Origin of the sequence: Sphingopyxis sp. Root154 (assembly GCF_001427105.1) — a bacterium.
In the GTDB taxonomy this organism is placed as follows: domain Bacteria; phylum Pseudomonadota; class Alphaproteobacteria; order Sphingomonadales; family Sphingomonadaceae; genus Sphingopyxis.
In genome coordinates, this window is sequence record NZ_LMGI01000001.1 from 326,240 (window position 1) to 350,769 (window position 24,530).

At 62.5% G+C, this 24,530-nt stretch carries 18 protein-coding genes and 1 pseudogene; 16 read left to right on the forward strand and 3 right to left on the reverse strand.

The window, feature by feature from the left end; genetic code table 11:
* Positions 1 to 56 precede the first annotated feature (56 nt).
* The 4 genes and pseudogenes from ASD73_RS01430 to ASD73_RS01440 all read left to right on the forward strand — a co-directional run bounded on the left by ASD73_RS01430 (position 57) and on the right by ASD73_RS01440 (position 2,984).
* Positions 57 to 1,118, forward strand: coding sequence for an aromatic ring-hydroxylating dioxygenase subunit alpha (locus ASD73_RS01430; RefSeq protein ID WP_056369791.1), 1,062 nt, complete (start codon positions 57 to 59; stop codon positions 1,116 to 1,118).
* A gap of 119 nt (positions 1,119 to 1,237) precedes the next feature.
* A pseudogene (locus ASD73_RS23505) lies at positions 1,238 to 1,714 on the forward strand (3,4-dihydroxy-2-butanone-4-phosphate synthase); the annotation flags it as partial.
* A 57-nt stretch (positions 1,715 to 1,771) separates the two neighbouring features.
* Complete coding sequence (locus ASD73_RS23510) at positions 1,772 to 2,281, forward strand: hypothetical protein (protein WP_443027955.1); 510 nt, start codon at positions 1,772 to 1,774, stop codon at positions 2,279 to 2,281.
* Positions 2,282 to 2,387: 106 nt separating this feature from the next.
* The gene (locus ASD73_RS01440; RefSeq protein WP_056369787.1) at positions 2,388 to 2,984 is read left to right on the forward strand and encodes an NADPH-dependent FMN reductase; all 597 of its coding nucleotides are present in this window, start codon (positions 2,388 to 2,390) and stop codon (positions 2,982 to 2,984) included.
* A 233-nt stretch (positions 2,985 to 3,217) separates the two neighbouring features.
* Here ASD73_RS01440 and ASD73_RS01445 read toward each other — a convergent pair whose 3' ends face one another.
* Positions 3,218 to 4,696, reverse strand: coding sequence for an aldehyde dehydrogenase family protein (locus ASD73_RS01445; protein WP_235534060.1), 1,479 nt, complete (start codon positions 4,694 to 4,696; stop codon positions 3,218 to 3,220).
* A 428-nt stretch (positions 4,697 to 5,124) separates the two neighbouring features.
* Between ASD73_RS01445 and ASD73_RS01450 the strand changes: the two genes are divergently transcribed.
* Positions 5,125 to 7,527 (forward strand): TonB-dependent receptor, encoded by a 2,403-nt coding sequence (locus tag ASD73_RS01450; RefSeq protein ID WP_056369785.1) that lies wholly within the window; start codon positions 5,125 to 5,127, stop codon positions 7,525 to 7,527.
* A 50-nt stretch (positions 7,528 to 7,577) separates the two neighbouring features.
* Here ASD73_RS01450 and ASD73_RS01455 read toward each other — a convergent pair whose 3' ends face one another.
* Positions 7,578 to 8,879: an AraC family transcriptional regulator gene (locus tag ASD73_RS01455; RefSeq protein ID WP_082521286.1), complete on the reverse strand. Its 1,302-nt coding sequence runs from the start codon at positions 8,877 to 8,879 to the stop codon at positions 7,578 to 7,580.
* Between the two features lie 492 nt (positions 8,880 to 9,371).
* On the opposite strand from ASD73_RS01455, the gene ASD73_RS01460 reads away from it, so the two are divergent.
* From ASD73_RS01460 to ASD73_RS01510, 11 genes are all read left to right on the forward strand, one after another.
* Positions 9,372 to 10,289: a LysR family transcriptional regulator gene (locus tag ASD73_RS01460; protein WP_056369782.1), complete on the forward strand. Its 918-nt coding sequence runs from the start codon at positions 9,372 to 9,374 to the stop codon at positions 10,287 to 10,289.
* A gap of 69 nt (positions 10,290 to 10,358) precedes the next feature.
* Positions 10,359 to 10,826: an NAD(P)H-dependent oxidoreductase subunit E gene (locus ASD73_RS01465; RefSeq protein WP_056369780.1), complete on the forward strand. Its 468-nt coding sequence runs from the start codon at positions 10,359 to 10,361 to the stop codon at positions 10,824 to 10,826.
* Positions 10,823 to 12,397, forward strand: coding sequence for an NADH-ubiquinone oxidoreductase-F iron-sulfur binding region domain-containing protein (locus ASD73_RS01470; protein WP_056369778.1), 1,575 nt, complete (start codon positions 10,823 to 10,825; stop codon positions 12,395 to 12,397). Before ASD73_RS01465 ends, ASD73_RS01470 begins: the two co-directional genes overlap by 4 nt.
* A gap of 4 nt (positions 12,398 to 12,401) precedes the next feature.
* Positions 12,402 to 15,248: a formate dehydrogenase subunit alpha gene (gene fdhF / locus ASD73_RS01475; protein WP_056370447.1), complete on the forward strand. Its 2,847-nt coding sequence runs from the start codon at positions 12,402 to 12,404 to the stop codon at positions 15,246 to 15,248.
* Positions 15,249 to 15,491 carry a formate dehydrogenase subunit delta gene (locus tag ASD73_RS01480; protein WP_235534062.1) on the forward strand — a complete coding sequence of 81 codons (243 nt, stop codon included), beginning with the start codon at positions 15,249 to 15,251 and terminating at the stop codon, positions 15,489 to 15,491.
* Between the two features lie 56 nt (positions 15,492 to 15,547).
* Positions 15,548 to 16,270: a formate dehydrogenase accessory sulfurtransferase FdhD gene (locus ASD73_RS01485; protein ID WP_082521287.1), complete on the forward strand. Its 723-nt coding sequence runs from the start codon at positions 15,548 to 15,550 to the stop codon at positions 16,268 to 16,270.
* Positions 16,267 to 16,809, forward strand: coding sequence for a molybdenum cofactor guanylyltransferase (mobA, locus tag ASD73_RS22095; protein WP_082521288.1), 543 nt, complete (start codon positions 16,267 to 16,269; stop codon positions 16,807 to 16,809). The genes ASD73_RS01485 and mobA overlap by 4 nt, the downstream gene beginning before the upstream one ends.
* Positions 16,802 to 18,013: a molybdopterin molybdotransferase MoeA gene (locus tag ASD73_RS01495; protein ID WP_056369772.1), complete on the forward strand. Its 1,212-nt coding sequence runs from the start codon at positions 16,802 to 16,804 to the stop codon at positions 18,011 to 18,013. Before mobA ends, ASD73_RS01495 begins: the two co-directional genes overlap by 8 nt.
* A gap of 303 nt (positions 18,014 to 18,316) precedes the next feature.
* Positions 18,317 to 20,878, forward strand: coding sequence for a TonB-dependent receptor (locus tag ASD73_RS01500; protein WP_056369770.1), 2,562 nt, complete (start codon positions 18,317 to 18,319; stop codon positions 20,876 to 20,878).
* 33 nt (positions 20,879 to 20,911) lie between these two features.
* Entirely contained in the window at positions 20,912 to 22,042 is a 1,131-nt protein-coding gene (locus ASD73_RS01505; protein ID WP_056369768.1) for a class II histone deacetylase, read from the forward strand.
* A gap of 50 nt (positions 22,043 to 22,092) precedes the next feature.
* Positions 22,093 to 23,133, forward strand: coding sequence for an amidohydrolase family protein (locus ASD73_RS01510; protein WP_235534168.1), 1,041 nt, complete (start codon positions 22,093 to 22,095; stop codon positions 23,131 to 23,133).
* A gap of 212 nt (positions 23,134 to 23,345) precedes the next feature.
* On the opposite strand, the gene ASD73_RS01515 is transcribed toward ASD73_RS01510, so the two are convergent.
* The gene (locus ASD73_RS01515; protein WP_056369764.1) at positions 23,346 to 24,530 is read right to left on the reverse strand and encodes an acyl-CoA dehydrogenase; all 1,185 of its coding nucleotides are present in this window, start codon (positions 24,528 to 24,530) and stop codon (positions 23,346 to 23,348) included.

Here is a 24,530-nt window from a genome sequence, read left to right on the forward strand (position 1 = left end):
TACAATCTCTCCGAGGGAATTAGGACGCCGACCGAGTCGAACGGGAAAGGGAAACCATGACGTTTTTGCGCAATTGCTGGTACCTTGCAGGATGGAGCCGGGAAGTCGGCCCGGACACGCTGCTGCCCCGGCGCCTGCTCGACGAACCCGTGGTGTTTTACCGCAACGCGGACGGCAATATTGCCGCACTGCACGACCGCTGCCCGCATCGCTTTGCCCCGCTGAGTAGCGGAAAACTCGCCGATGGCACGCTCTACTGCGGCTATCATGGCATCGGTTTCGGCACCGACGGCCAATGCGTCGAAAATCCGCATGGCCCCATCGTCCGCAGTCTGTGCGTTCAGGCCTATCCCGTGCGGGAATCGCAACACGGCATCTGGATATGGATGGGCGATCCCGACCGTGCGGAGGCCACCCCCGTCCCGGATCTCCAGCATTTTCACGATGTTCCCGAAACAGCGTACAGCAATGGCTATCTGCATTGCGCCGCGAACTATATGTTGTTCGTCGACAATATTCTCGACCTGACCCATGCCGATACTTTGCATCCCGACACGCTGGGGGGCGGATCTTATACGCGGACCAAGGTGAAGGTCAGCGAACATGACAAGGGCATGTCGCTCCAGTGGCATTGCTGGGACGAGGTGCCCCAGCCGAACATGCGACTGAATGGCTTCACCGCCGATACCGCCGATAGCTGGACGGAAATCGAATGGCAGGCGCCGTCCATCATGACGTTGCGGAATGGCGCGGTGCCGGCGGGCACGCCCCGCGAAGACGGCAAGAATTTCCTCGTCGCACATATCATGACGCCGGAGACCGAGACGACGACCCATTATTTCTTTGCGGCAACACGGGACTTCGAACTCGCGAACAGAGAATTGAACGACCGCATAGCGGCCACCCGCGCGTCCATCTTCACTCGCGAAGACAAGCCGATGATCGAGCTCCAGCAAGAGCGGATGCAGGGCCAGGACTTCTGGTCGCTGAAGCCGGTTCTGCTTCGTAGCGACGAAGGCGCGGTAAAGGTAAGGCGCAAAGTCGATGCCCTCATTCACGCCGAAACGGCAGGTCGAAAGGACGCGCCACAGTCCGAACCCGCGAATTTGGCATCATGAGGCCAGGTGCATCCTCCGCAGCCCTTAAATATCCCGAACAGCACGCGGGCAGCGCGACGCTTGCGCGCGACACGCTGGCGACGCCAAAGGACATCATCAACGAGGCGAAAAACGGACGCATGTTCGTGCTCGTCGACGACGGAAGCGAAAATGGCGAAGGATATCTCGTCATTCCGGCGCAGATGGCGACCCCTCAAGCCGTCAATTTCATGGCCACGCATGGCCGCGGGCTTGTCTGCCTGGCGATCACCAAAGGGCGCGCAAATCAGTTGGCGTTGCCGATGATGGCGACCCGCGACAGGCCGCGCGGTTCGGCGGACTTCGCCGTTTCGATCGAAGCGCGCGTGGGCGTGACGACGGGAATTTCCACCGCCGATCGGGCGCGTACGATCGCTGTTGCGATCGATGCGGCCACGACGTCGAGCGACATTGTGACGCCGGGCCACATTTTTCCGCTGGTCGCCGAAAACGGCGGCTTGCTGGCGCGCGCGGCGGCCGCCGAAGGCGCCGTCGATGTGGCTCGGCTGGCCGGCCTCAATCCGTCAGGCGTGATCTGCGCGATCATGGATCAAAAGGGCGCGATGGCGAAGCATTCGGACCTGTTCGCATTGGCACGCGCCCACGGTCTCAAGGTCGGAACCGTTCGGGATCTGGTGGTCCACCGGCTCGGGAACGATCGCAGTGTCGGATGCGAGGCCGAGGCCAGGCTGGTGTCGCGCCACGGCGGCGAGTGGCTGGTGCAGGCCTATGTCGACAAGGCGGACGATGCCGAACATCTGGTTCTTCGCAAAGGCGCGTTCCTCCCGGACCGACCTGCACTGGTGCGGATTCATCCCGGCTCGCTCTTGTCGGACATTCTCGGCGAGGACGGAAGCGAAGCAGGAACGCTGCAGCGCGCGATGGATGTTATCGCCGAGGAAGGCGCGGGCATCATCATCATTTTTCGCGACACCGCGCCGGGCAGTCTGGCGAAGCTGTTGTCGGCCCCTACCCAGTCCACCGAGATCCACAAAAATCATGTCGTCGGCGCCCAGATTCTTGCCAGTCTCGGTATACGACGCCTGACGCTCCTCACCGGCAAACCATGCCCTGCGATCCACATGAGCCTGAAACGCCACGGCTTCGACGTCGTCGGCGAGCAGCAGCTGGCGGACGCGGTCTGATATCGATTATCGCCGGTCATCGCTTGCGGATGCGCGCTTCGCCAGAGGCCCGGAAATGCAGGGCGAACCGCCGAAACTCCCGTTTAGAGAATATGAGGATCGTCGAATGCACACAGCCCCTTTCATTGTCGGAATCGGAGGCACGGCGCGCCCGCGATCCTCGACCGAACAAGCCCTTGCTCTCGCCCTGACCGCCGCCGAGGCGGCCGGGGCGACGGTTCGCATGTTCGGTTGCGACGAGATCGCCGCCTTGCCGCACTATCTGACGCCAGCGGCGGCCGAGTGCGATACGGGCCGAACCCTTGTCGATGCGATCCGCCGGGCGGATGGACTGATTCTGGCAAGCCCGGGCTATCACGGGTCGATCTCGGGCCTCGTAAAAAACGCGATCGACTATATCGAGGACACGGCAAAGGACGACCGCGTCTATCTCGACGGCCTGCCCGTCGGCCTGATCGCCACCGCTTATGGCTGGCAGGCCACCGGTTCGACGCTCGCCACGCTCCGCTCGATCGTCCACGCCCTGCGCGGTTGGCCGACCCCGCTGGGCGCTGCGATCAATACGTCCGCGGGTATTTTCCGGGACGGCGAATGTCTCGATGAAAGAACGGCGACGCAATTGCAGCTCGTCGGGCGTCAGGTCCAGGAGTTTGCGAGCCTGCGCCGCAGCCGGCCGGCGATAATGAATACCTCCGCCGCGTGACGCTCGCTGGCGGTCGCGACGTCCGCGGCCCTTAACGCCAACTCGTCCCAACGAAGGTCAATTGGGCGCAATTTGCGCCGACTTGCCGCGCGCTTTCGGAATAGGTCCATCTCTCGCAAGCGGGGTGATCAGCCGCTGGGCAGGATGCCGGCACAGCATGGCCTTCGAGTCGGGTGTGCTGCAATGGCGGGAGGGGGCAACCGGACGACGTCTAGCCGCCCCCTCCGTACAATCTACAGATTGATGACGATGCTCTTCATGACCGTGTAATGATCCATGGTGGCACGGACGCCCTCGGTCCCGTAGCCGCTCGATTTGTGGCCGCCAACCCACTGATTGGGTTTGAAGTTCAGGTAACGGTTTACCCAAATCATGCCGGTTTCCAACGAACGCGCCATCCGATGCGCCCGCGACAGGTCTCTTGTGAAAATGCCGCCCGCCAATCCGTAGCTGGTATCATTGGCAATGCGCATCATGTCGGCCTCATCGTCCCAGATGAAGACTCCCGTAACGGCTCCGAAAATCTCTTCCTGCATGACGCGCATGTCATTACGCACATCACCCAGCAGCGTCGGCTGGATGAACAGACCCTTTTCGAAACCGGGAATGATCGCGGGCTGGCCGCCCATCATGACGCGCGCGCCTTCCTTCTTTCCAAGTTCGATATAGCTCAAGATCTTGTCATATTGCATTTGGGAGGCTTGTGGCCCGAGCATGATGGCCGGATCGAGGGGATCACCCTGCGGCACCGCCGCCAGTTTCGCCTGGAAACGGGCGAGAAACTCCTCGGCGATCTTGCGGTGCACAAACAGTCTCGTGCCCGCGATGCAGGCCTCGCCCTTGTTGACGATGTTCCCGATGACCGCCGACTCGGCGGCCGCTTCCAGATCGGCATCCTCGCAAATGATATGCGCCGACTTTCCACCAAGCTCCATCGTCTGCGGGATGATGTTGTGCGACGCCATCGTGATGATTTTCTGCGCCGTCGCGCGCGAACCGGTAAAGGCCACCTTGCGAACGCGCGGATCGGTAATGAGCGGCTCGCCAATGGCGGGGCCATATCCGGTGACGATGTTCAGCACGCCGGGGGGCAGAAGCTCCGCAATGTCCTTTACATATTCCATAACCGACATGCACACGATCTCGGACGGCTTCAATACGATGGTACATCCCGCGGCGAGCGCTGGTCCCACCTTGAGCGCGAACATGATCAACGGAACATTCCAGGGAATGATCTGCGCGACGACCCCGATCGGCTCGCGGAACGACAGCACCGTCGCGTCGGGCACCTCGAACGTCTCGCCCTTCACGTCGAACGCGGCGCCGACGAAGGGTTCGAGGAAACCCATGGCGACCGTCGTATCGAAATTATAGGCTTCGAAAATCGACTTGCCGTTGTTCAGCGTTTCCATGACCGCATATTCAAGTCGGCGATCACGCAATTTCTGGATCATGGCGGCAATGATCGACTGACGCTCACCCGGATACATGCGCGACCATTTTGGAAATGCTGCATGGGCGGCATCGACGGCGCGCTTGACATCCACCGCGTTGCCCGACTGGATATAAGCCAGCGTTGAGCGGGTGGCGGGGTTACTGAGTTCGATCAATTCGCCGCTGTCGCCGTCGACCCACTCGCCGCCGATGAAATGGCCGTAGGTCCGGGGTTGGTCAAACTGCCGCGCCACTTTCTGAACCGCGTCGAACGTCAACTGCACATCATCTCTCCTTTTGGACGGGTTCTCATGGACAAGCGATATCGCTTGCGACCAAGGCCCGAAGGCGGCCACTGCCAGGGACTTCCCTAGAATCGTAATACAATATTATTTGCATATATCGATTGGGCACGCAAGGGTCGTGACGTGCCGAGGCCAGCTGCCCGCGCGCCGGCGGAGCCGTGACGGCCCGCCGAATAAACCGGCGGTCACGCGTCGGTCCGGTCCGATGGGTTGCACGCCTGTCCGTAGAATCCGGGGTGCGGTATGTCCCATGGTGTCCCGCCCGCCGCTTGAAGCGCCACACGGAACCCCGGCAGGACATGCTGCGCCGAATTTTTGCCCGATCCGGCCTCCGACTGCCCGCACCGGATAGACCAACGCTGCGCCGTCCCGCAGGCAAGAATCCAATTAGGGAGGGCTATATGACAAAAGAACATGATCGGCGTGTAACCAAATTCGCTCTGGGGCTGGCAGGGGCGGCTCTGGCATTGCCGGCGCAGGTATCCGCCCAGGAAAGTGCATCGTCGGAGACGGCTAGCGAAGCCGCCCAGGATGGAATCAGCGACATCATCGTTACGGCGCGCAAGCGCGAAGAAAATCTTCAGAACACCCCGATATCGATCAGCGCCGTGAGTGCGGACGCGCTGGACTCGCGGGGTATTACGTCGATCATGAAGCTCGAGGATACGACCCCGAACCTGACCTTCAAGAATATCCCGTCGAACAGCGGCGTCGCGTCGAATGCGGCGGTTTATATCCGCGGCATCGGCCAGAGCGATTTTGCTCCCGGCGTCGATCCCGGCGTCGGCATCTATGTCGACGGGGTCTATCAGGGACGCAGCGTGGGCGGCGTGTTCGACATGATCGATATCGACCGGGTCGAAATATTGCGCGGCCCGCAAGGCACATTGTTCGGTCGCAATACCATCGGCGGCGCGGTCAGCGTCACGACCGCCAAACCGACCGACCAGTTCAAAGGCAAGGCCGACCTCAAGATTGGAACCGACAACCGCGTCAATGTGCGCGGGATGATCAACATGCCGATCGCGGATACGCTGTTCCTGAAAGTGTCGGGCGGCTTGTTCAGCCAGGATGGTTATGTCAACGCGCCGAACCTTGGCACCAAGCTGGGCAACCAGGACACCAAGACGGCGCGCGCGGTGCTGTTGTGGGAAGCTGCTCCCAATCTGGAGTTGACGCTCAGCGGCGACTATATGCGCGACAAAAGCAACGGTGCACCCTTTGTGCTGGTTGGCATCGACGTGTCGGCTCCGGGCAGCTTCGGCGGCCTCAACAACGCGCTGGCCACCAACTTCGGCGCACTTGGCAGTTGTTTTGACGCGGCGAACGCGACCAATCCGAACTGCCTGAACAACCAGTGGCTCAGCCGCGATACGGACTTTTCCAGCCGCGACACTTTTTCGGACATCAAAGTCTGGTCGTCCGCGTTGACGGCGGAATGGAACGTCACCGACGATATGACGCTGAAGTCCATTTCGTCCTTCCGCAAGGTCGATGCACTTTTTGCGGTCGATTACGACCACACCCCAATCAATGTCGCCTATCTATCACCGGACACCTTTACCCAGCGCCAGTTCACGCAGGAATTGCAACTGCTCGGCAGCGCCCTCGATGGACGACTGGATTATCTGTTCGGCCTTTATTACTTCAAGGAAAAGGGCAAGGATATCGGCCCGATCGACTTCAACGCCGTCTTTGCGCAGAGCGGCGGTTATTACAACTTCAAGAGCTGGGCAGCGTTCAGCCAGTTGACCTATAAGATCACCGACCAGCTCACCCTGACCGCCGGTATCCGTTATACCGAGGACCGCAAGAAGTTCCTGCCCGATCAGTTTATCATAGAAGATCGCATTGGAAATATTCTTGGGCCCGCAAATGGAACGCTGGTGCTAAGCCGCTGCTTCGTCCGTTCGGGCCCCCCGATCCTTCCGCCTGATCTCAGCTGCACGGCGGACCCAATACTCAACCCGAACGGAAACCGGATCCTTCCTTTCGTCACGGTTGAGTCGAACGCAGAGCGCGTGACGCCGATGGTCAACCTGGCCTACCAGTGGACGCCGGATATCATGACTTATATGACCTTCTCGCAAGGCTATAAGAGCGGCGGGTTCACGCAGCGGATCTTCCCGCCCGAATCGACGATGCCGACCTTCAAGCCGGAAAAGGTGAATTCCTACGAAGCGGGTCTGAAGCTCACGACGCTGGATCGCAAGTTGCGCTTCAACGTCGCAGCCTTCTACACCGATTATACCGATCTTCAGTTGCTGGTTGATGGTACACCTTTCGGACGCCTCGGCCCGTTCTACATCAACGCCGGCGATGCGGAGATCAAGGGTTTCGAAGCGGAAGCAACACTGGCGCCTGGCAGTGGCTGGCTGATCACCGGATCGGCGGGGCTGACCGACGCCCAATATACCAAGCTCAACAACACGGTGGGCCTGACGCTAGCTTCGAAGTTCAACTATGTTCCCAAATGGACGCTCAGTGGCGCGATCCAAAAGGAAATCGAACTTGGCGACTCGGGTATGCTCACACCCCGCGTTGACTGGTCCTATCGCTCGGGCACCTTCAACAATATCAACGGACTGAATGATGCGGCGCTTTACCAGCCGGCCTACAGCCTGTTTAACGCCAGTATCCGGTGGGCAAGCGCAAGCGAGAAATACTCGCTGCAAGTCGGCGTCGACAACCTCGCTGACAAGAAGTTCCAGGCCTATGGCAACTTCCAGCAGTCATTCGGCACCAAGACGGCCTCTTATGACCGTGGCCGTCAATGGTATGTACGCAGTTCGGTTGCCTTCTGATCGGGAAGCGCCCCGTTTGGGGCGCTTCCCCTCATCGGGATCAGCCTGCTTCAGTGTGGCCGCACCTTCGCCAATGTCGCGCTCGGACTTTCGCCGAAGCGGGCGCGATAAGCCGAGGCGAAGCGGCTGAAATGCGCAAAACCGCAGCGCAGCGCAACCTCGGTTACCGAGCCCGCGCGAGGATCCAGAAGTTGGTCGCGCGCGCGCTGCAAGCGGAGGTCACGCAATATGGCAAGCGGACTTTCGCCGCGAAATCGGCGAAAACCGGAAGTAATTGTCCGCACGCTGACGCCGGCGTGGTCGGCGAGACATCCCAACGTGACTCTCTCCCGAACATTTTCCGCCATGAACGCCTCGGCCCTTCGAATATAATAGGGCACCACTGTCGTTCGCGGGAGGCAATTTGCATGACGGACCGCCGCGTGGTTCAAAAGAAGATGATGGATCAACAAACTGGTGACCGGGACAGCCAGAACAGCCGCCGAGTCATGGCTCGCGGTCGCTTGCACGATCAGATATTGCAGCAATCTGATCAAGGCCGTCCCGTTGAGGTCGCCCATGTTGAAATGCCGATCGAAGTCGAAGCTCCGAGGCGGCGTCCGCCCCGACAGCGCTTCTGAAACGGCAGCGATGTCCGCGCGTCGGAGAGGGACGATAAGCTCCTCGCAATCGGACGACATGACCAGCCGCAGGCATCGGAGCGATTCCAGGATCAATATGTCCCCGGCACGCGCGGTGAACCGGCCATCGCGGTCGCTGACTTCACATTCGCCCGACAGGATGAATTTTACCAGCACCAGGTCGTCGGCGCACTTCGGTAGCACCACCGCCTTCGCTCCATAACGGAGAAGAAGGATGGCGAGATCGCCCAGCCTGATGCGCCGTAGCGACGCGTCCATGGCCGGTTCGGCGACGATCAGCCGATGCGGAGCCACCGCCTCGGTCAATTTGCGTTGCACCTCCTCGACCTGCGTGCTTTCGAACACCGTATATTGTTCGAGCCGGCACACGTCATGCCTCAGCATTGCCAGGCCAGCACCCGCTTCGGCAAGAGCAGACGGCGTCCGCACCCCGCTGTCATTCGCTTGCTTCGCGAAGGCAGCAGATTCGGCCCGCGCATGGGCGATCATCGACCCGGCGCCGAGGCTCGAATGGATTGGCCTCGCAGCCGCCCCTGCCGGGGTGAGCGGACGGCGCGGAAATAGCGCGTTCTTCCAGGTAACGCAGCGCAGCCGTCCGGAAAGGAAGGCCAGGCAATTTCTAACCGCCTCGGCCGTGACCGGCTCAGCGCATCGCGGTTTGGCGTGATCAGCATCGCTTCGCCCGAGCCACGGCGCCTTGCCCCGCCGCATTCGCAGGCGGTCGCGCAGGCGATAACAGGCTTGCGGTAGAGCCGGGCCGCTTCGAGCTGCCTCACTTGAGCGCACATTGTGTCACTGGCTTCCCCTGACGAGCTCCAACCCATGCTGAACCACATCGTACTATTGTATGATTGTCAACCAAATTCCCCATGCCGCGGGACATTGGCGCACGACGGGGGGGGGGCCGCCTTTCCCATTGGAAGGAACTCGAGGGGCGGCCGGTAAGCTCGCTAAACGACGGCTCCCCCGTTGCACGCGGCCGGATCTCGACTATTGTATGGTAATCTGCGAGGCGCGGCTCGATTGTCGTGCCGAGCTTTACCGCGCCGCCGCGGCCCTCCCGCGTACATGCGGGTTGCTGGGCACGGCGCGCCTCTCTCCAACAGGTCGGCATCGCACGGTCCGCAAGGGGCCGGGCGGACACCCCGGGACCAGGAAGTTGACAATGGCAAACCGCGCCGGATTATCTTAGAGCGTCGGGCTATGCAGACGAGGCTTGTTGAATATTTCCTCGCGCTTCATCGCGAGCGGCATTTCGTCCGTGCGGCCGCGGCGTGCAATGTTTCCCAACCGACGCTTTCCGCAGGCATCGCGATGCTCGAGAGCCAGCTGGGCAAGCGACTGGTTTCGCGCGATCGGAAATATACCGGGCTCACGCCCGAGGGTGAGGCGATCCTGCCGTGGGCTCAGCAGCTTGTGGCGGCGGCTGAGGCGCTTGCGCACGCCGCCGGGACCGCGAGAGGGCCGCTCAAAGGAGAATTGCGCCTGGGCGCCATCCCCGCTTCGATGCCGGCAACGGGGCATCTCGTCGAGGCAATCCGCGTCCGGTTTCCCGAACTCAATGTACAGCTTCGTTCGCTGACGTCGCGCCAGATCGAACGCGAACTGGCCGCGTTCGAGCTCGACGCCGGCATCACCTATATCGACTTCGAACCCCCTGCCCACGCCTTGTCGGTTCCCCTCTACCGTGAGCGCAGCATGATCGTGAGCGCCACGCAGGGCATTGCCATTCCGCCCGAGCCCGTCTGGGCGGACCTCGCACGACTGCCGCTATGCCTCCTCCCGCAAGGAATGCAGAACCGCCGCATTCTCGATGCGCGGCTCGCTGCGCTGGGCCTCGGACTTCGGCCCGTCGTCACCGCCGACAGCTACGTCGCGCTCCTTGCCATCGTCCGGCATGGCCGGCTCTGTTCGATCATGCCCGATAGCCATGCGCTGCTCATCGACGGCCTCGACTGGATCACAGCGGTCCCGCTGCCGGAGACGGACGACATGAACCGCGTCGGCTTGATCGTTTCGGATCGAACGCCAATGAGTCCGCTTGCGCGGGGCGTGCTCACAGTCGCGCGCGAGCTTGATCTTCCCGCGGAGTATCGCCCCCTTCATAGGTTTTCTCTATAACTCATGCGATAGTTCGATTTGACGCTCTGATCGCGCGCAGGCACCCGAACTCGTCGGAGATGTCGAACTATGCACGCGGACAACACAAAACATGTGGTTGAGAAATGGGTCGAGCGGCTCGGAACGGGCCGCGACCAACTGCTTCCGCTTCTTCACGCCGTCCAGGACGAGATAGGCTTTATCGATGACGCCACCGTGCGAGCGCTCGCGGCGTCGCTCAACCTGTCGCGCGCCGACGTCCACGGGGTCGTGACATTCTATCATGACTTCCGGCGGCGGCCGGCGGGACGCCACGTCGTCAAACTATGTCGCGCCGAAAGCTGCCAGGCGCGTGGCGGCGCGCGGATCGAGGCCGCCGCGGCCAGACGGCTTGGGGTCGCCATGGGCGCGACGCGCAGCGACGGTCAGGTCAGTCTCGAGCCCGTTTTCTGCCTTGGTCTCTGCGCGATCGGCCCGAATGCGCTGGTCGACGGACGCCCGATAGCGCGCGTCGACGAAGCGGCGCTGGAAGCAATCGCCCAGGCGGTCGCGGCGTGAAGCGCGTCTTCATCAGCTGCGACATGGCCTCGGTTGCGCTGGGCGCTGACGCCGTTGCGAGGGCCTTCGTCGGGGCGGGCTGCGAAGTTGTTCGCACCGGATCGCGCGGGCTGTTTTCGATCGAGCCGCTTGTCGAGATCGAAACCGAGGCGGGCCGGATCGGCTATGGCCCCGTCGCGCCGTGCGAGGTGGAAGCCGTCCTCGACGGGACGCACCGCAATTATATCGGCGCGGTGGATGAACACCGCTTCTTCGCCGCCCAGAAACGCTTCACTTTCGCGCGCTGCGGGATCGTCGATCCGCTGAGTCTTGCCGATTATGCGGCCCATCGCGGATGGATCGGCCTCGACACTGCGCGCGCCGCCGAACCGCAAGCGGTTGTCGACGCGATCAGGGCGAGCGGCCTGCGCGGGCGCGGCGGCGCGGGCTTCCCCACCGGGATCAAATGGCAGACGGTGCTCGATGCACCGTGCCGCACCAAATATATCGTATGCAATGCCGACGAGGGCGATAGCGGGACCTTCGCCGATCGCATGTTGATGGAAGGCGACCCCTTCTGCCTGATCGAGGGCATGGCGATCGCTGCGCACGCCGTCGGCGCGAGCCGCGGCTTCATCTATATTCGCAGCGAATATCCGTTCGGGATCGACGCGATGCGGGCAGCGATAGAATTGTCGGCCGACCGCGTCGCTCCGTTCGAGCTCGAGGTCCGCGTTGGCGCCGGCGCCTATGTCTGCGGCGAGGAAACCGCGCTGCTCGACAGCATTGAGGGCAGGCGCGGGCAGGTTCGTGCCAAGCCGCCGCTCCCTGCCCTCGCCGGCCTGTTCGGCAAGCCGACGGTGATCAACAATGTGCTGAGCCTCGCCGCGGTCCCGTTCATTCTGTCCGAAGGGGCGCAAGCCTATGCCGATGTCGGCTTCGGCCGCTCGCGCGGGACGATGCCGGTGCAGCTTGCGGGCAATGTGAAGCACGGCGGCCTGTTCGAGGTCGGTTTCGGTATCACGCTCGGTGAACTGGTGAACGACATCGGCGGCGGCACGGCGAGCGGCCGTCCAGTCCGCGCGGTGCAGGTGGGCGGACCGCTCGGCGCCTATTTCCCGCCATCGATGTTCGACCTGCCCTTTGATTATGAAGCCTTCACCGCCGCCGGCGGACTGATCGGCCACGCCGGGATCACCATCTTCGACGACAGCGTCGACATGGCGCAAATGGCGCGCTTCGCAATGGAATTCTGCGCGGCCGAGAGCTGCGGGAAATGCACGCCCTGCCGGATCGGGTCGACGCGCGGAGTCGAGATCGTCGATCGGATCATTGCGGCGCGCGAAAGCGAGCCGGCCCGCCCCACCGCGAATAACGGCGTGCTTGGCAAGGCGCTCTATTCGCGTGCGCCCGACCGCATCGACGTAAGCCCCAGCGCGCAGACCACGCTGCTCCGCGATCTCTGCGATACGATGAAATATGGATCGCTCTGCGCGCTTGGCGGCTTCACCCCCTATCCAGTGCTGAGCGCGCTCGATCATTTCCCCGAAGATTTCGGTGCGCCCGCACCGGCCCTCGAAGCAGCGGAGTAAGGACATGGGCTTCACCCGCGAAACCGACCATGGCACCCTGCCCGCGCTCGCGACCGGCGCGAACGTCACACTCACCATCGACGGCGAACACGTTACCCTGCCCGAAGGCACGTCGATCATGCGCGCCGCGTCGCTGACCGGCACCGCAATTCCGAAACTCTGCGCCAGCGACAATCTCGAAAGCTTCGGCTCGTGCCGCCTGTGCCTCGTCGAGGTCGAGGGACGGAACGGCTATCCCGCCTCATGCACCACACCGATCGCCGAAGGGATGGTCGTGCGCACCCAGACCGAGCGGCTGAAGGAGCTCCGCCGCGGGGTGATGGAGCTCTATATCTCGGACCATCCGCTCGACTGCCTGACCTGCGCCGCGAACGGTGACTGCGAATTGCAGAACCAGGCGGGCGCTGTTGGTCTCCGCGACGTGCGCTATGGTTATGACGGCGCGACCAACATGGGCCAGCCGAAGGACCAGTCGAACCCCTATTTCGATTTCGATCCGTCGAAGTGCATCGTCTGCTCGCGTTGCGTGCGCGCGTGCGACGAGGTGCAAGGCACGTTCGCGCTCACCATTGAGGGCTTGGGTTTCGGATCGAAGGTCGCCGCGTCGCAGGACGATGCCTTTCTTGCGTCAGAATGCGTGTCGTGCGGTGCGTGCGTGCAGGCATGCCCGACCGCGAGCCTGATCGAGAAGAAGGTGGTCGAGACCGGCACCCCGGACCGGTCCGTGATAACCACCTGCGCCTATTGCGGCGTCGGCTGCACCTTCCGCGCCGAGATGCGCGGCGAGGAACTGGTGCGCATGGTGCCGTGGAAGGATGGCAAGGCGAACCACGGCCATAGCTGCGTCAAGGGCCGCTTCGCCTGGGGCTATGCGCAGCATAAGGAGCGCATCCTCCATCCGATGATCCGCACGAGCATCACCGAACCGTGGCGCGAAGTCAGCTGGGACGAAGCGATCGTCCATACCGCGAGCGAGTTCCGCCGCATCCAGGAAAAATATGGCAGGCTCGCGGTCGGCGGCATCACCTCGAGCCGCTGCACCAATGAGGAGACCTTCCTCGTTCAGAAACTGGTCCGGCAGGGCTTCGGCAACAACAATGTCGATACCTGCGCGCGCGTCTGTCACTCGCCGACGGGCTATGGGCTGAAGACGACCTTCGGCACTTCCGCGGGCACGCAGGATTTCGACAGCGTGATGCAGTCCGACGTCATCCTCGTCATCGGCGCCAACCCTACCGACGCGCACCCCGTCTTCGGCAGCCGGATGAAACAGCGACTTCGGCAAGGCGCAAAATTGATCGTCATCGATCCGCGGCGGACCGACCTGGTCAGGTCTCCCCACGTCGAGGCCGAACATCACCTTCCGCTGCGTCCCGGTACCAATGTCGCGATGCTGACCGCGATGGCGCATGTCATCGTGACCGAAGAACTCTACGACGAAGCCTTCATTCGCGAACGGTGCGATTGGGACGAGTTCCAGGATTGGGCGGATTTCGTCTCGGAAGCCGCGCGCTCGCCCGAGGCGATCGAACCGCTGACCGGTGTCCGCGCCGAAGATGTCCGCGGCGCGGCGCGCCTCTATGCTACCGGCGGCAACGGCGCGATCTATTATGGCCTCGGCGTCACCGAGCATAGCCAGGGATCATCGACTGTGATGGCGATCGCCAACCTCGCGATGGCGACGGGGAACATCGGGCGCGAGGGTGTCGGGGTAAACCCGCTGCGCGGCCAGAATAATGTCCAGGGCGCGTGTGACATGGGCAGTTTCCCGCACGAATTTTCGGGCTACCGCCATGTGTCGGACGACGCGACGCGCGCGATGTTCGAAGCCGCCTGGGGCGTGAAGCTCGATCATGAGCCCGGTCTTCGCATCCCCAACATGCTGGATGCCGCGACCGACGGGACCTTCAAGGCGCTGTTCATCCAGGGCGAGGATATCTTGCAGTCCGATCCCAACACGCATCATGTCGCGGCGGGGCTCGCCGCGATGGAGTGCGTCGTCGTGCAGGATCTGTTTTTGAACGAAACCGCGAACTACGCGCATGTCTTCCTGCCGGGTTCGACCTTCCTCGAAAAGGACGGCACCTTCACCAATGCCGAGCGCCGCATCCAGCGCGTCCGCAAGGTGATGGCGCCATTGAACGGCCAGGCCGACTGGGAGATCGTGCAGCTCGTCGCCAACGCGATGGGGCTCGGCTGGAGCTATAGCCATCCATCGGAAATCATGGACGAGATCGCGGCGCTCACGCCGACCTTCGCGGGCGTCCATTATGACCGGCTCGACGCCGAAGGCTCGCTGCAATGGCCCGCGAACGATGCCGCGCCGGGCGGCACGCCGACGATGCATATCGACGGCTTCGCGCGCGGCAAGGGCAAGTTCATCGTTACCGACTATATCCCAACCGACGAGAAGACCGGGCCGCGCTTCCCGCTGCTGCTCACCACTGGCCGCATTCTCAGCCATTACAACGTCGGCGCACAGACGCGGCGCACCGCGAACACCGCGTGGCACCCCGAGGACAGGCTCGAGATTCATCCGGCCGATGCCGAGAATCGCGGGATCAAGGACGGCGACTGGGTGGGCCTCAAGAGTCGCGCCGGGGAGACCACGCTGCGCGCCCAAATCACCGAACGCGTTGCACCGGGGGTCGTCTACACGACTTTCCACCATCCCGACACGCAAGCGAACGTCATCACCACCGACTATTCGGACTGGGCGACCAACTGCCCCGAATATAAGGTAACCGCGGTGCAGGTCGGCCTCTCGAACGGCCCGTCGGACTGGCAGGAGGATTATGCCGATCATGCCCGGCAGAGCCGCCGGATCGCACCGCTCGAGGCGGCCGAATAGATGGCGATGGAGGACGAAGAGGGCGTCATGTCGACCGGCGAACGCCTGATCTACATGGCGAACCAGATCGCACGCAATCTGGCATCGGAAGGTGGCGAGCGTTCGGCCGAGATGGTCGCCGACCATATCCGCAGCTTCTGGGATCCGTCGATGCGCCAGCGCATCGTCGCCCTCGCGGCGGACCGGCCCAATGCGCTGTCGCCGATCGCCGCCGCCGCGGTGCGGCGGATCGCAGCAGCTTGAACGACGGCGCATCCGCGCAGCGGTTCCGGAGAATCGTGCCGGACGGCGGGCATGAAATGATCGAACGCGAACTCGCGGAGGAGACGCCCGTCGCGCTCGAATTCAACGGCATCGGCTATGCGGTGCTGATGGCAACACCGGAAGACATTTCCGATCTCGTCGCCGGATTCCTGATTTCCGAGCGGCTGCAATCTCCCGGCGATCCGGTGGTCGAGGTCGCGCTTCATCGTACCGACAAGGGGATCGTCGCCCGCGCCAATCTGCCCGCCGACCGGACGGCGGCACTGCTCGGCCGCGTGCGCCATCGCGCGACGGACTCATCTTGCGGCCTGTGCGGGATCGAAAATATCGAGCAGGCGATGCGACCGCTGCCGTCCATATCCGGTAAATCCATGCCAGGCGACACCGCCGTGTTTCGCGCGCTCGGCGAGCTCGACAGCTTCCAGCCGCTGAACGCGCGCACCGGTGCGGTCCATGTCGCGGCATGGGCCAATGCAAGCGGCGCCGTCCAAATGGCTCGCGAGGATGTCGGCCGCCACAACGCGTTCGACAAGCTGATCGGCGCGATGCGGCGTGCGGGTTCGGCGTGGAACGGCGGGTTCGCGCTGCTTTCCTCGCGTTGCTCGTTCGAACTGGTCGAGAAGGCAGTGCTTGCCGATTGCCCGATGCTCGTGACCATCTCCGCGCCATCGCGCCTCGCGGTCGACCGTGCCGCCGCCGCCGGTCTTGCCCTGCGCGTGCTCGCGCGGCGCGATGCGCTGCTCGCGGCGGTGACATGACCATGCGGATCGCAGGGGTCGTGCTCGCTGGAGGGCGATCACGACGCTTCGGCTCGGACAAGGCCGTAGCGCAATTTCAGGGCCGGGCCCTTCTCGATTTCTCGATCCTCGCGCTGCGCTCTCATTGTGACATCCTGTTCGTCTCGGGGCGCTTTCATCCCGCGCATCCCGTTTCGGCCGATCGTCCGGGCCGAGGCTATGGTCCACTTGGCGCGCTCGCCGGCGCCATGCAGAGAGCGAACGCTCTGGGATTCTCGCACCTTCTGTCGATCGCTTGCGATAGGCCGCACCTCCCCGCCCCCCTGCTGGCAGCGCTTATGACGCGCACCGCGGGCGCCTATGCCGCCTCCTGCCCCGTGATAGGCTTCTGGCCCACGCGTCTCGGCAGCGATCTCGAGCGCCATCTCGCAGACGGTGACAACAGAGCGGTTCGAGTTTGGGCCGTGAGCGAGTCCATCACGCCACTGGCCGGCTTCGGCGAGATCCCCAATATCAACTGCGCTTCCGATCTGGCCCGTATGGCCAGTCCCCATGGCTGACAAGATATCGGTCGCTGAAGCGCTCGACCGGATCGAGCGCAACATTTCTCCATCCGTGCCACAGCGGATCTTGATCGACGCCGAGGCCGAAGGGCTTGTGCTCGCCGCCGCTGTAAACGCCGCCGCCGCCACGCCCCGATTCGATTGTTCGGCGATGGATGGCTTTGCCCTCGCAAGCGAGGGGACGCGATATGCAACCGCATCGGAGCCGGCGTGTCTCGCCCTCGCAGACGACGTCCCGGCTGAAGCCAGCCCGCTGGCGTTATCTGCAGGAGCCGCGGCACCGATCAGCACCGGCGCCCCCATCCCCGAAGGCGCCGATGCCGTTGTCGCCCGGGAGTCGTGCCGGGTCGCCGGCGGGATGCTCGAAGTGACCGAGGCCGTCGCGGCCGGGCGCCACATCCGCCGGCGCGGCGAGGACGTACCGGCCGGTGGGCATGTCGCGGCTGCCGGGACACCGCTCACGCCTGCGCTGATCGGAGCCTTGCTTGCCTATGGCGTGTCGGATGTTGCGGTCCGGCGTCCGCCGTCCATCGATATCATCGCCACCGGATCCGAGCTTACCGCGTATGCTTGCAATGCTTCTTTGGCGCGCATCGACAGCAACGGTCCGATGATCGCCGCCATGTGCCGTTCGCTCGGATTGCGTTACCGGTTGACCGGGCCGGTGCCCGACGATCTGCGGCAGCTTTGTGACCGATTTCTGTTCCCGGAAAATACGCCGCGCGCCGATATGTTGATATCAACCGGTGGCGTCTCCGGGGGGGCCCACGATCATGTGCGCCAAGCGCTCGAGGCGATTGGCGCCCGGATCATATTTCACGGTGTCGCGATGCGGCCCGGAAAGCCGATTCTGTTCGCCTTGCTCCCCGACGGGCGCCCCTTTTTCGGTTTGCCCGGAAATCCCGTAGCCGCGCTCGTCGGCTTCCGTTTCTTCGTTTTGACGGCAATTCGGCGCGCGCTTGGTCTCGAGCGCGAGCGCGGCACCCCGGTAACCGGCGTCGGCCCGGCACGCACCGGGACCACTCTGTTTCTCCGGGGCCGCCGCGACGACCTTCACGGCGGCGTTGAAATTGACGCGGACCAGAGATCGCATGTGCTTGGATCGGTGGTTACGTCGGATTGCTGGGTTCGGCTGGAGGCGGATCGCGGGGCGCCGCTTGCTCTCTGCTTCGACCAGCGGCCGCGTCTGACCTCCCGGTGAATTTCTCGCACGGGCGCCGCCGCCCGGCTGCCTGCAATCCAATCCTCAAAGCAATGCAACGCTGGTCAATCTTTACGTCACCCTGAGGCAAGACGCGTCCGCTTATCTCGAATAGCGCTGGTTCGCTGGCATAGGAGCGGTCGAAGCCGCCAGCCATGGTCGTTCGGACCATAGCCGAGACTCTCTATTGTTCGCAATGGTTTGAGGCCGAATGTCCAAAGCTGGCGCCATGCGACGCCGCGCGGGCGAAATGGGGATGTCGCTGTCGAGACATGGTCGCGGCAGCAATAAAAGGGGGGAAACATGAAATATTCCATGCTCACGAGCGCACTCGCGCTGGCCACGGCGACCGGAACGCCCGCGCAGGCGCAAGACGCTGTCACGACGGCTTCAGCGCAACCGGCAGCGGAACCTTCAGGCGGCATCGCTGAAATCATCGTCACCGCGCAGAAGCGCGATGAAAATGTCCAGGATGTTCCGATCGCGATTTCGGTCTTCACCTCCGACGCGTTGCGCGAGCGGACGATCGGCGAGGTGTCGCAGCTCGCCAATATAACGCCGAACGTCAGCCTCGATGCGGGAACACCTTTTTCAGGGTCCAGCAGTATCCTCGCCGCTTATATTCGCGGCATCGGCGCAAACGACTTTGCAATGAATCTCGACCCCGGTGTCGGCGTCTATCTGGACGGGATCTATCTGGCCCGGAATGTCGGCGCCAATCTGGATCTGCCCGACGTCGGACGGATCGAGATCCTCAAGGGGCCGCAGGGAACCTTGTTCGGCCGCAACACGATTGGCGGCGCCATTTCGATCGTGACGCGCGATCCGGGCGAGGAATTCGCCTTTCAAGGCGATGTGACCACCGGGCGGTTCGGTCGCCTCGACGTGCGCGGGTCCGCCGACCTGCCGATCACGGACGGCTTGAGCGCCATGGTGACGTTTTCGATGAAGAAGCGCGACGGCTACCAAAAGCGCACCCCTTATCCCGGCGTCGCTCAGTTTGACGTCGAGCCGCTGACGGCGTTCCGTCACACCGGCTATGACGCGCCGACGCGCGGCGGCGGGCAGGACGAATGGTCGCTTCGCGGCAAGCTAGTGTGGGAAGCCACCGACCGGCTCAAGATGCGGCTAACGGGCGACTATATGAAGATGGACCAATCGGCCATGCCGAGCAGCATGCTGGCGGTCCTGTCCGATGTCCCCGGACCGTTCGCGGGCACGGCAAGCATCCCCGGAACCGCACTCGATCCCACCGCCACCACCGGATTTTTTCACGCGGGCCTCTATAATTTCTGCATTGGCTCGAGCCCCGGCGAAATCGCCGCGCGCAATGCCGCCGCGCTGTGCGGTCCCCGCGGAACGCCTCTCAATCCGTCCGAAACGCTGCCGGCCTTTGCCAGCGTGAATGTCGATGCCGATCCATCCAACGATCGCCTGCCCTATGATGCGCGATGGCTCAGCACCGACAAGGACAAAAGCTATGCAACGGGCATCAACTTTTCGAAGATGAAGTCCTGGGGAATCGCGAACACGATCGAATTTGATCTGAGCGATGCCGTCCAGCTGAAATCCATCACCGGATACCGCGACCTTGAATGGCGTTCCGGAATCGATCTCGACAACTCGCCGCTCCAGATGCTCGAAAACTCTTTTTCGCTGCGGCAGTGGCAGGTCAGCCAGGAGGTGCAGCTGATCGGCGAGGCGCTCGACAAGCGCCTGAACTATGTTCTCGGCGGCTACTACTTCAAGGAAAAGGGCCGCATGGAGGATTATGTCATCCTCGGCGAAGGCCTTCTCCAGATCGGGGCACCCAATGATCTGGCGACGACCAACTATGCCTTTTTCGGTCAGGTCGACTGGCGTTTGAACGATCTGATCAGCTTCACCGCCGGCGCGCGCTACACGCATGAAAGCAAGCGCTTCACCGGCGGAATCTATGATCTGAACGGCTTCAATTATAAATTGTTCAATTGCCCGGTTTATGGCGATCCTTGCTCGACAGCGCTCGGCTTTCCCGATCCGACCCAACCGCTGCGCTATTATGTTCCCGAAGAACAGCGCCGGACCTTCACCAATTTCTCGCCCAAACTCGGTGTCCAACTGCACCCGAGCGACGATGTCATGATCTACGGAAGCTGGTCGCGCGGGTACAAGACCGGCGGATGGTCAACACGTCTTACCAATCCACTACCCTTCGCTCCCGACTTCGGTGAAGAAAAGGCCGAAAGCTGGGAAGTCGGCATCAAATCGATGTTGCTTGACCGGCGATTGCAGATCAACGCAGCAGCGTTCACGACGCGATATGACGGCATCCAGCTGAACTTCCAGCAGGGGATCTCGCCGACGATCGAGAATGCCGGCGATGCGCGGATCAGGGGCTTTGAACTTGAGGTGGTCGCCGCCCCGGTGACCGGGCTGACGATTACCGGTGCGCTCGGCTATGTCGATGCCTCCTTCACATCCGTGGCGCCGGCCGCTGCGGTCGCCCCCAATCCGTTGCAGGCCGGGGTGTTCAAAGGTGCGCCGCTGCCCAAGACGCCCGACTGGAAAGCGAACATCAGCCCGCGGTACGAATTGGAGCTTGGCGACAAGGGTTCGATCGTTCTGGTCGCCGACTATACCTGGACGTCCAGGCAATGGAACGACACCGAGCGGACCTTCCTTCTGCGCCGCAATTCCACCGATATCGTCAATGCCAGCATCTCGTATCGCGCCCCCAGCACCAATTGGGATGTCACCGTCGGGGTCACCAATCTGACGGGCGAACGCTACATCGTCACGGGTCTTACGCAGATCGCAGGCGGCATATTCGGCAGCTGGAGCTCGCCCGCCGAATGGTATGCCCGCCTCGGCGTCAAATTCTGAAGATTGACCACAGCCAGAAAACAGAGGGTTGAAATGCAAACGAACAGCAATGACCATCGCGACGAACGTCCCCGCACAGGATTTGCCTGGGACGAATGGTTCATGTGGCACAATACGGGGCGCGGCGGTGGCCTGGTCCTCGCGGGCGGGTGGGTCGAACCGCATGGGATGGTCGACAACCCCGAACCCAAGCGCCGGCTTAAAAACCTCATGGACCGCAGCGGCCTGACGGAACAATTGGTTCCGATTAAATCCCGCCCCGCGACCGAGGAAGAACTCTGCTACTTCCACACGGCGGACCATATGGCGCTGGTCCGCGAAGGATCGAAGGGGATGGGCGGCATGGCCGGGCCCTATGTCCCGTTCGGAGCCGATACGTTCGAAATCGCAAGGAGGGCGGCTGGCGCGCTCCTTGAAACGGTCGATCATGTCCTCGATGGCAAGGTCGATAATGCCTATGCCTTGCTCTACCCGCCGGGTCATCATGCGCAGGCGCATCAAGGTCTGGGCAACTGCATTTTCGGAAATGTCGTCATTGCGGCCCATCACGCCCGGCGGGTACGGGGCGTAGCCCGCGTCGCTATCGTCGACTTCGACGTCCACCACGGGAATGGCGCGCAGGAAGCCTTTTACGACGATCCGTCGGTCCTCACCATATCGATCCACCAGCGTGGCTGGTTTACGCTGAAGGGCGAAGTCAGCGAACGCGGCGAAGGTGCGGGCGACGGCGCCAATATCAATATCCCCCTGCCTGCCGGCTCGGGAAATGGCGCCTTCATCAGCGCGTTCGAACGCGCGATCGTGCCGGCGCTGCATCGCTTCAAGCCCGATTTGATCCTTGTCGCGGCCGGCTATGACGCGGGGTCCTTCGACGTTACCGGGCGGATGATCGTCACGACCGACGCGTTCCGGACGATGTCGAGGATGCTGATCGATGCGGCCGCGACATTATGCGCCGGGCGCATTATTTTCGAGCATGAAGGTGGATATAATCCGACCGCGACGCTGTTTTCGGCGCTTGCGGTCGTTGAAGAACTGAGCGGAATCGCCACCGGCGTCGAAGATCCCTTCGATCCCCTTGTCGCCGATTGCCCCGACCTCATGCTCCTGCCGCACCAGGAAGAGATCATTGACCAGGTCGTTGAGGCGTTCGGACTTCAATGAACCGAGTGGCGCAATCCCCAGATTCAATCGCGAACAGGAAAACGACAATGATGAGTGGTTGTACGCGCAAGACGCGATATTGGTTATCGTCCCTTCTCCTTTTGGCAGCTTCTCCCGCCCTTGCCGAGCCGGCTGCGCCGCTCCCGATCATCGACGTGCATTTGCATGCCTATGCGCCCGATGCCCACCAACCGGCAGAGAAGCAGCTGAACGACAACGAGAATCTTTACAAGGCGTCCCAAATGACGTGCGCGCCTTATGAAAATTGGCCGGCGCGCGATCCGGGCGAACCGATCGAACGCTATATGGACGCCTATGGCGGCAATCCCGAATGCCAGCGCAAGTTCAAATCGGTGCTCAATTCCGAGGAATTGCGCAAGCGCACCATAGCCGAACTCGAACGCCTGAACATCGTCGCTGTGACCAGCGGCGATGCGGATGTCGTCGCACAATGGCATAAGCAGGCGCCCGACCGGATCATCCCAGGCTTTCACTTCGGGCCGGGAAAACTTCCGCCCGTCGAAGAATTGCGCGCGCTCCATGCCACGGGACAAATGCAGGCCCTGGGCGAGGTCGCCGTGCAACTTGTCGGAATAGCGCCCAACGATCCCAGACTCGAACCCTATTATGCCCTGGCGGAGGAGCTCGATATCCCCTTCTCCATGCATGTCGGTCCCAATGCGGCCGGTCTCGCCTATTTCGGCATGCCCGATTACCGCGCGAGCCTGGGCGACCCGCTGCTATTGGAAGAGGTTCTTCTGCGGCATCCGCGCATGCGCATCTATGTGAACCATGCGGGCTATCCAATGGGCGAACGGATGATCGCGCTCATGCAGGCGCATCCCCAGGTCTATGTTGACACGGCGGCGATTGGTTGGATCGTACCGCGCGCCGAATTCTACCGCTATCTCAAGCTGTTGGTCGATGCCGGCTTCGGCAAGCGGATCATGTTCGGTTCGGATCAGATGCTATGGCCCGAAGGCGTCGCCGCGTCGGTCGAGGAGATTCAGAGTGCAGACTTCCTTACCGCCGAGCAAAAGCGCGACATACTCTACAATAATGCCGCGCGCTTTTTGAGATTAGAGAAGTAGCACGGCCGAAGCTGTCACGAGACCGTCGAACTCGGTGGGACGAGGCAAGTTTGGCTCGTCCACCAAAGCCGGGCGTTCGCGGGCCGGTCGGCCATCACCGCGGCTGCCGGGTAAACCGCGCACCAAAAGGCAGGCTGGTCCTTCGATCAACTTCTGGTCCCATGCGGGCGCCCGCGACCGCCAATCAACCGGCTGATGCTGGATCCGTTCGATCAGAATGCGGCGATGTCGGTCAGCGCCCGTCCGAGAATGAGCGCATGGACATCGTGCGCGCCTTCGTAAGTATTAACGGTCTCGAGATTCATCATATGCCGGATGACCTGATACTCCTCCGAAATCCCGTTACCGCCGTGCATGTCGCGTGCCGTCCGCGCGATGTCGAGCGCCTTGCCGACATTGTTGCGCTTGACGATCGAAACCATCTCGGGTGCAAAGCGCCCTTCGTCCATCAAGCGCCCGACCCGGAGACTCGCCTGCAGGCCGAGCGCAATATCGCTCATCATATCGGCGAGCTTCTTTTGATAGAGCTGGGTAGCGGCTAGAGGCCGGCCAAACTGCTTGCGATCGAGACCATATTGGCGTGCGGCGACGAGACAGAATTCGGCTGCGCCGATCGCACCCCAGCTGATCCCATAGCGCGCGCGGTTGAGACAGCCGAAGGGTCCCTTGAGACCCTGCACGCCGGGAAGCAGTGCATCTTCGCCGACTTCGACGTCGTCGAGATTGATCATTCCGGTGATCGACGCGCGGAGCGACAGCTTGCCTTCGATCTTCGGGGCGGAAAGGCCCTTGCTTCCCTTTTCTACCACAAAGCCGCGGATTTGATCGTCATGGGCATCCGATCTGGCCCAGATCACGAAAACATCGGCGATCGGCGAATTGGAAATCCAGGTCTTGTTGCCGTTGAGCCGGTAGCCGCCGTCGGTCTTGACCGCCCTTGTCCGCATTCCCGACGGATCCGAGCCAGCGTCGGGTTCGGTGAGGCCGAAGCAGCCAATCCATTCACCCGCGGCCAGTTTCGGCAAATAGCGCTCCTTCTGCGCTTCGGATCCATAGGCATAGATGGGGTACATCACGAGGCTCGACTGCACCGACATCATTGAGCGGTATCCGCTATCGACGCGCTCGACCTCGCGCGCGACGAGACCATAGGCCACATAGGATGCGCCCGCGCCGCCATAAGTGTCCGGCACCGTCACGCCGAGCAGACCCTGGGCCCCCATTTCCCTGAATATTTCGGGATCAGTATGCTCCTTGGCATAGGCTTCGATAACACGCGGCTGCAGCCGCTCCTGCGCATAGGCACGCGCGGCATCCCTGATCATCCGCTCGTCGTCGGTGAGCTGATCGTCCAGGAAAAAAGGGTCCGCCCAGTCGAACCGGCTCATCTCACTCAT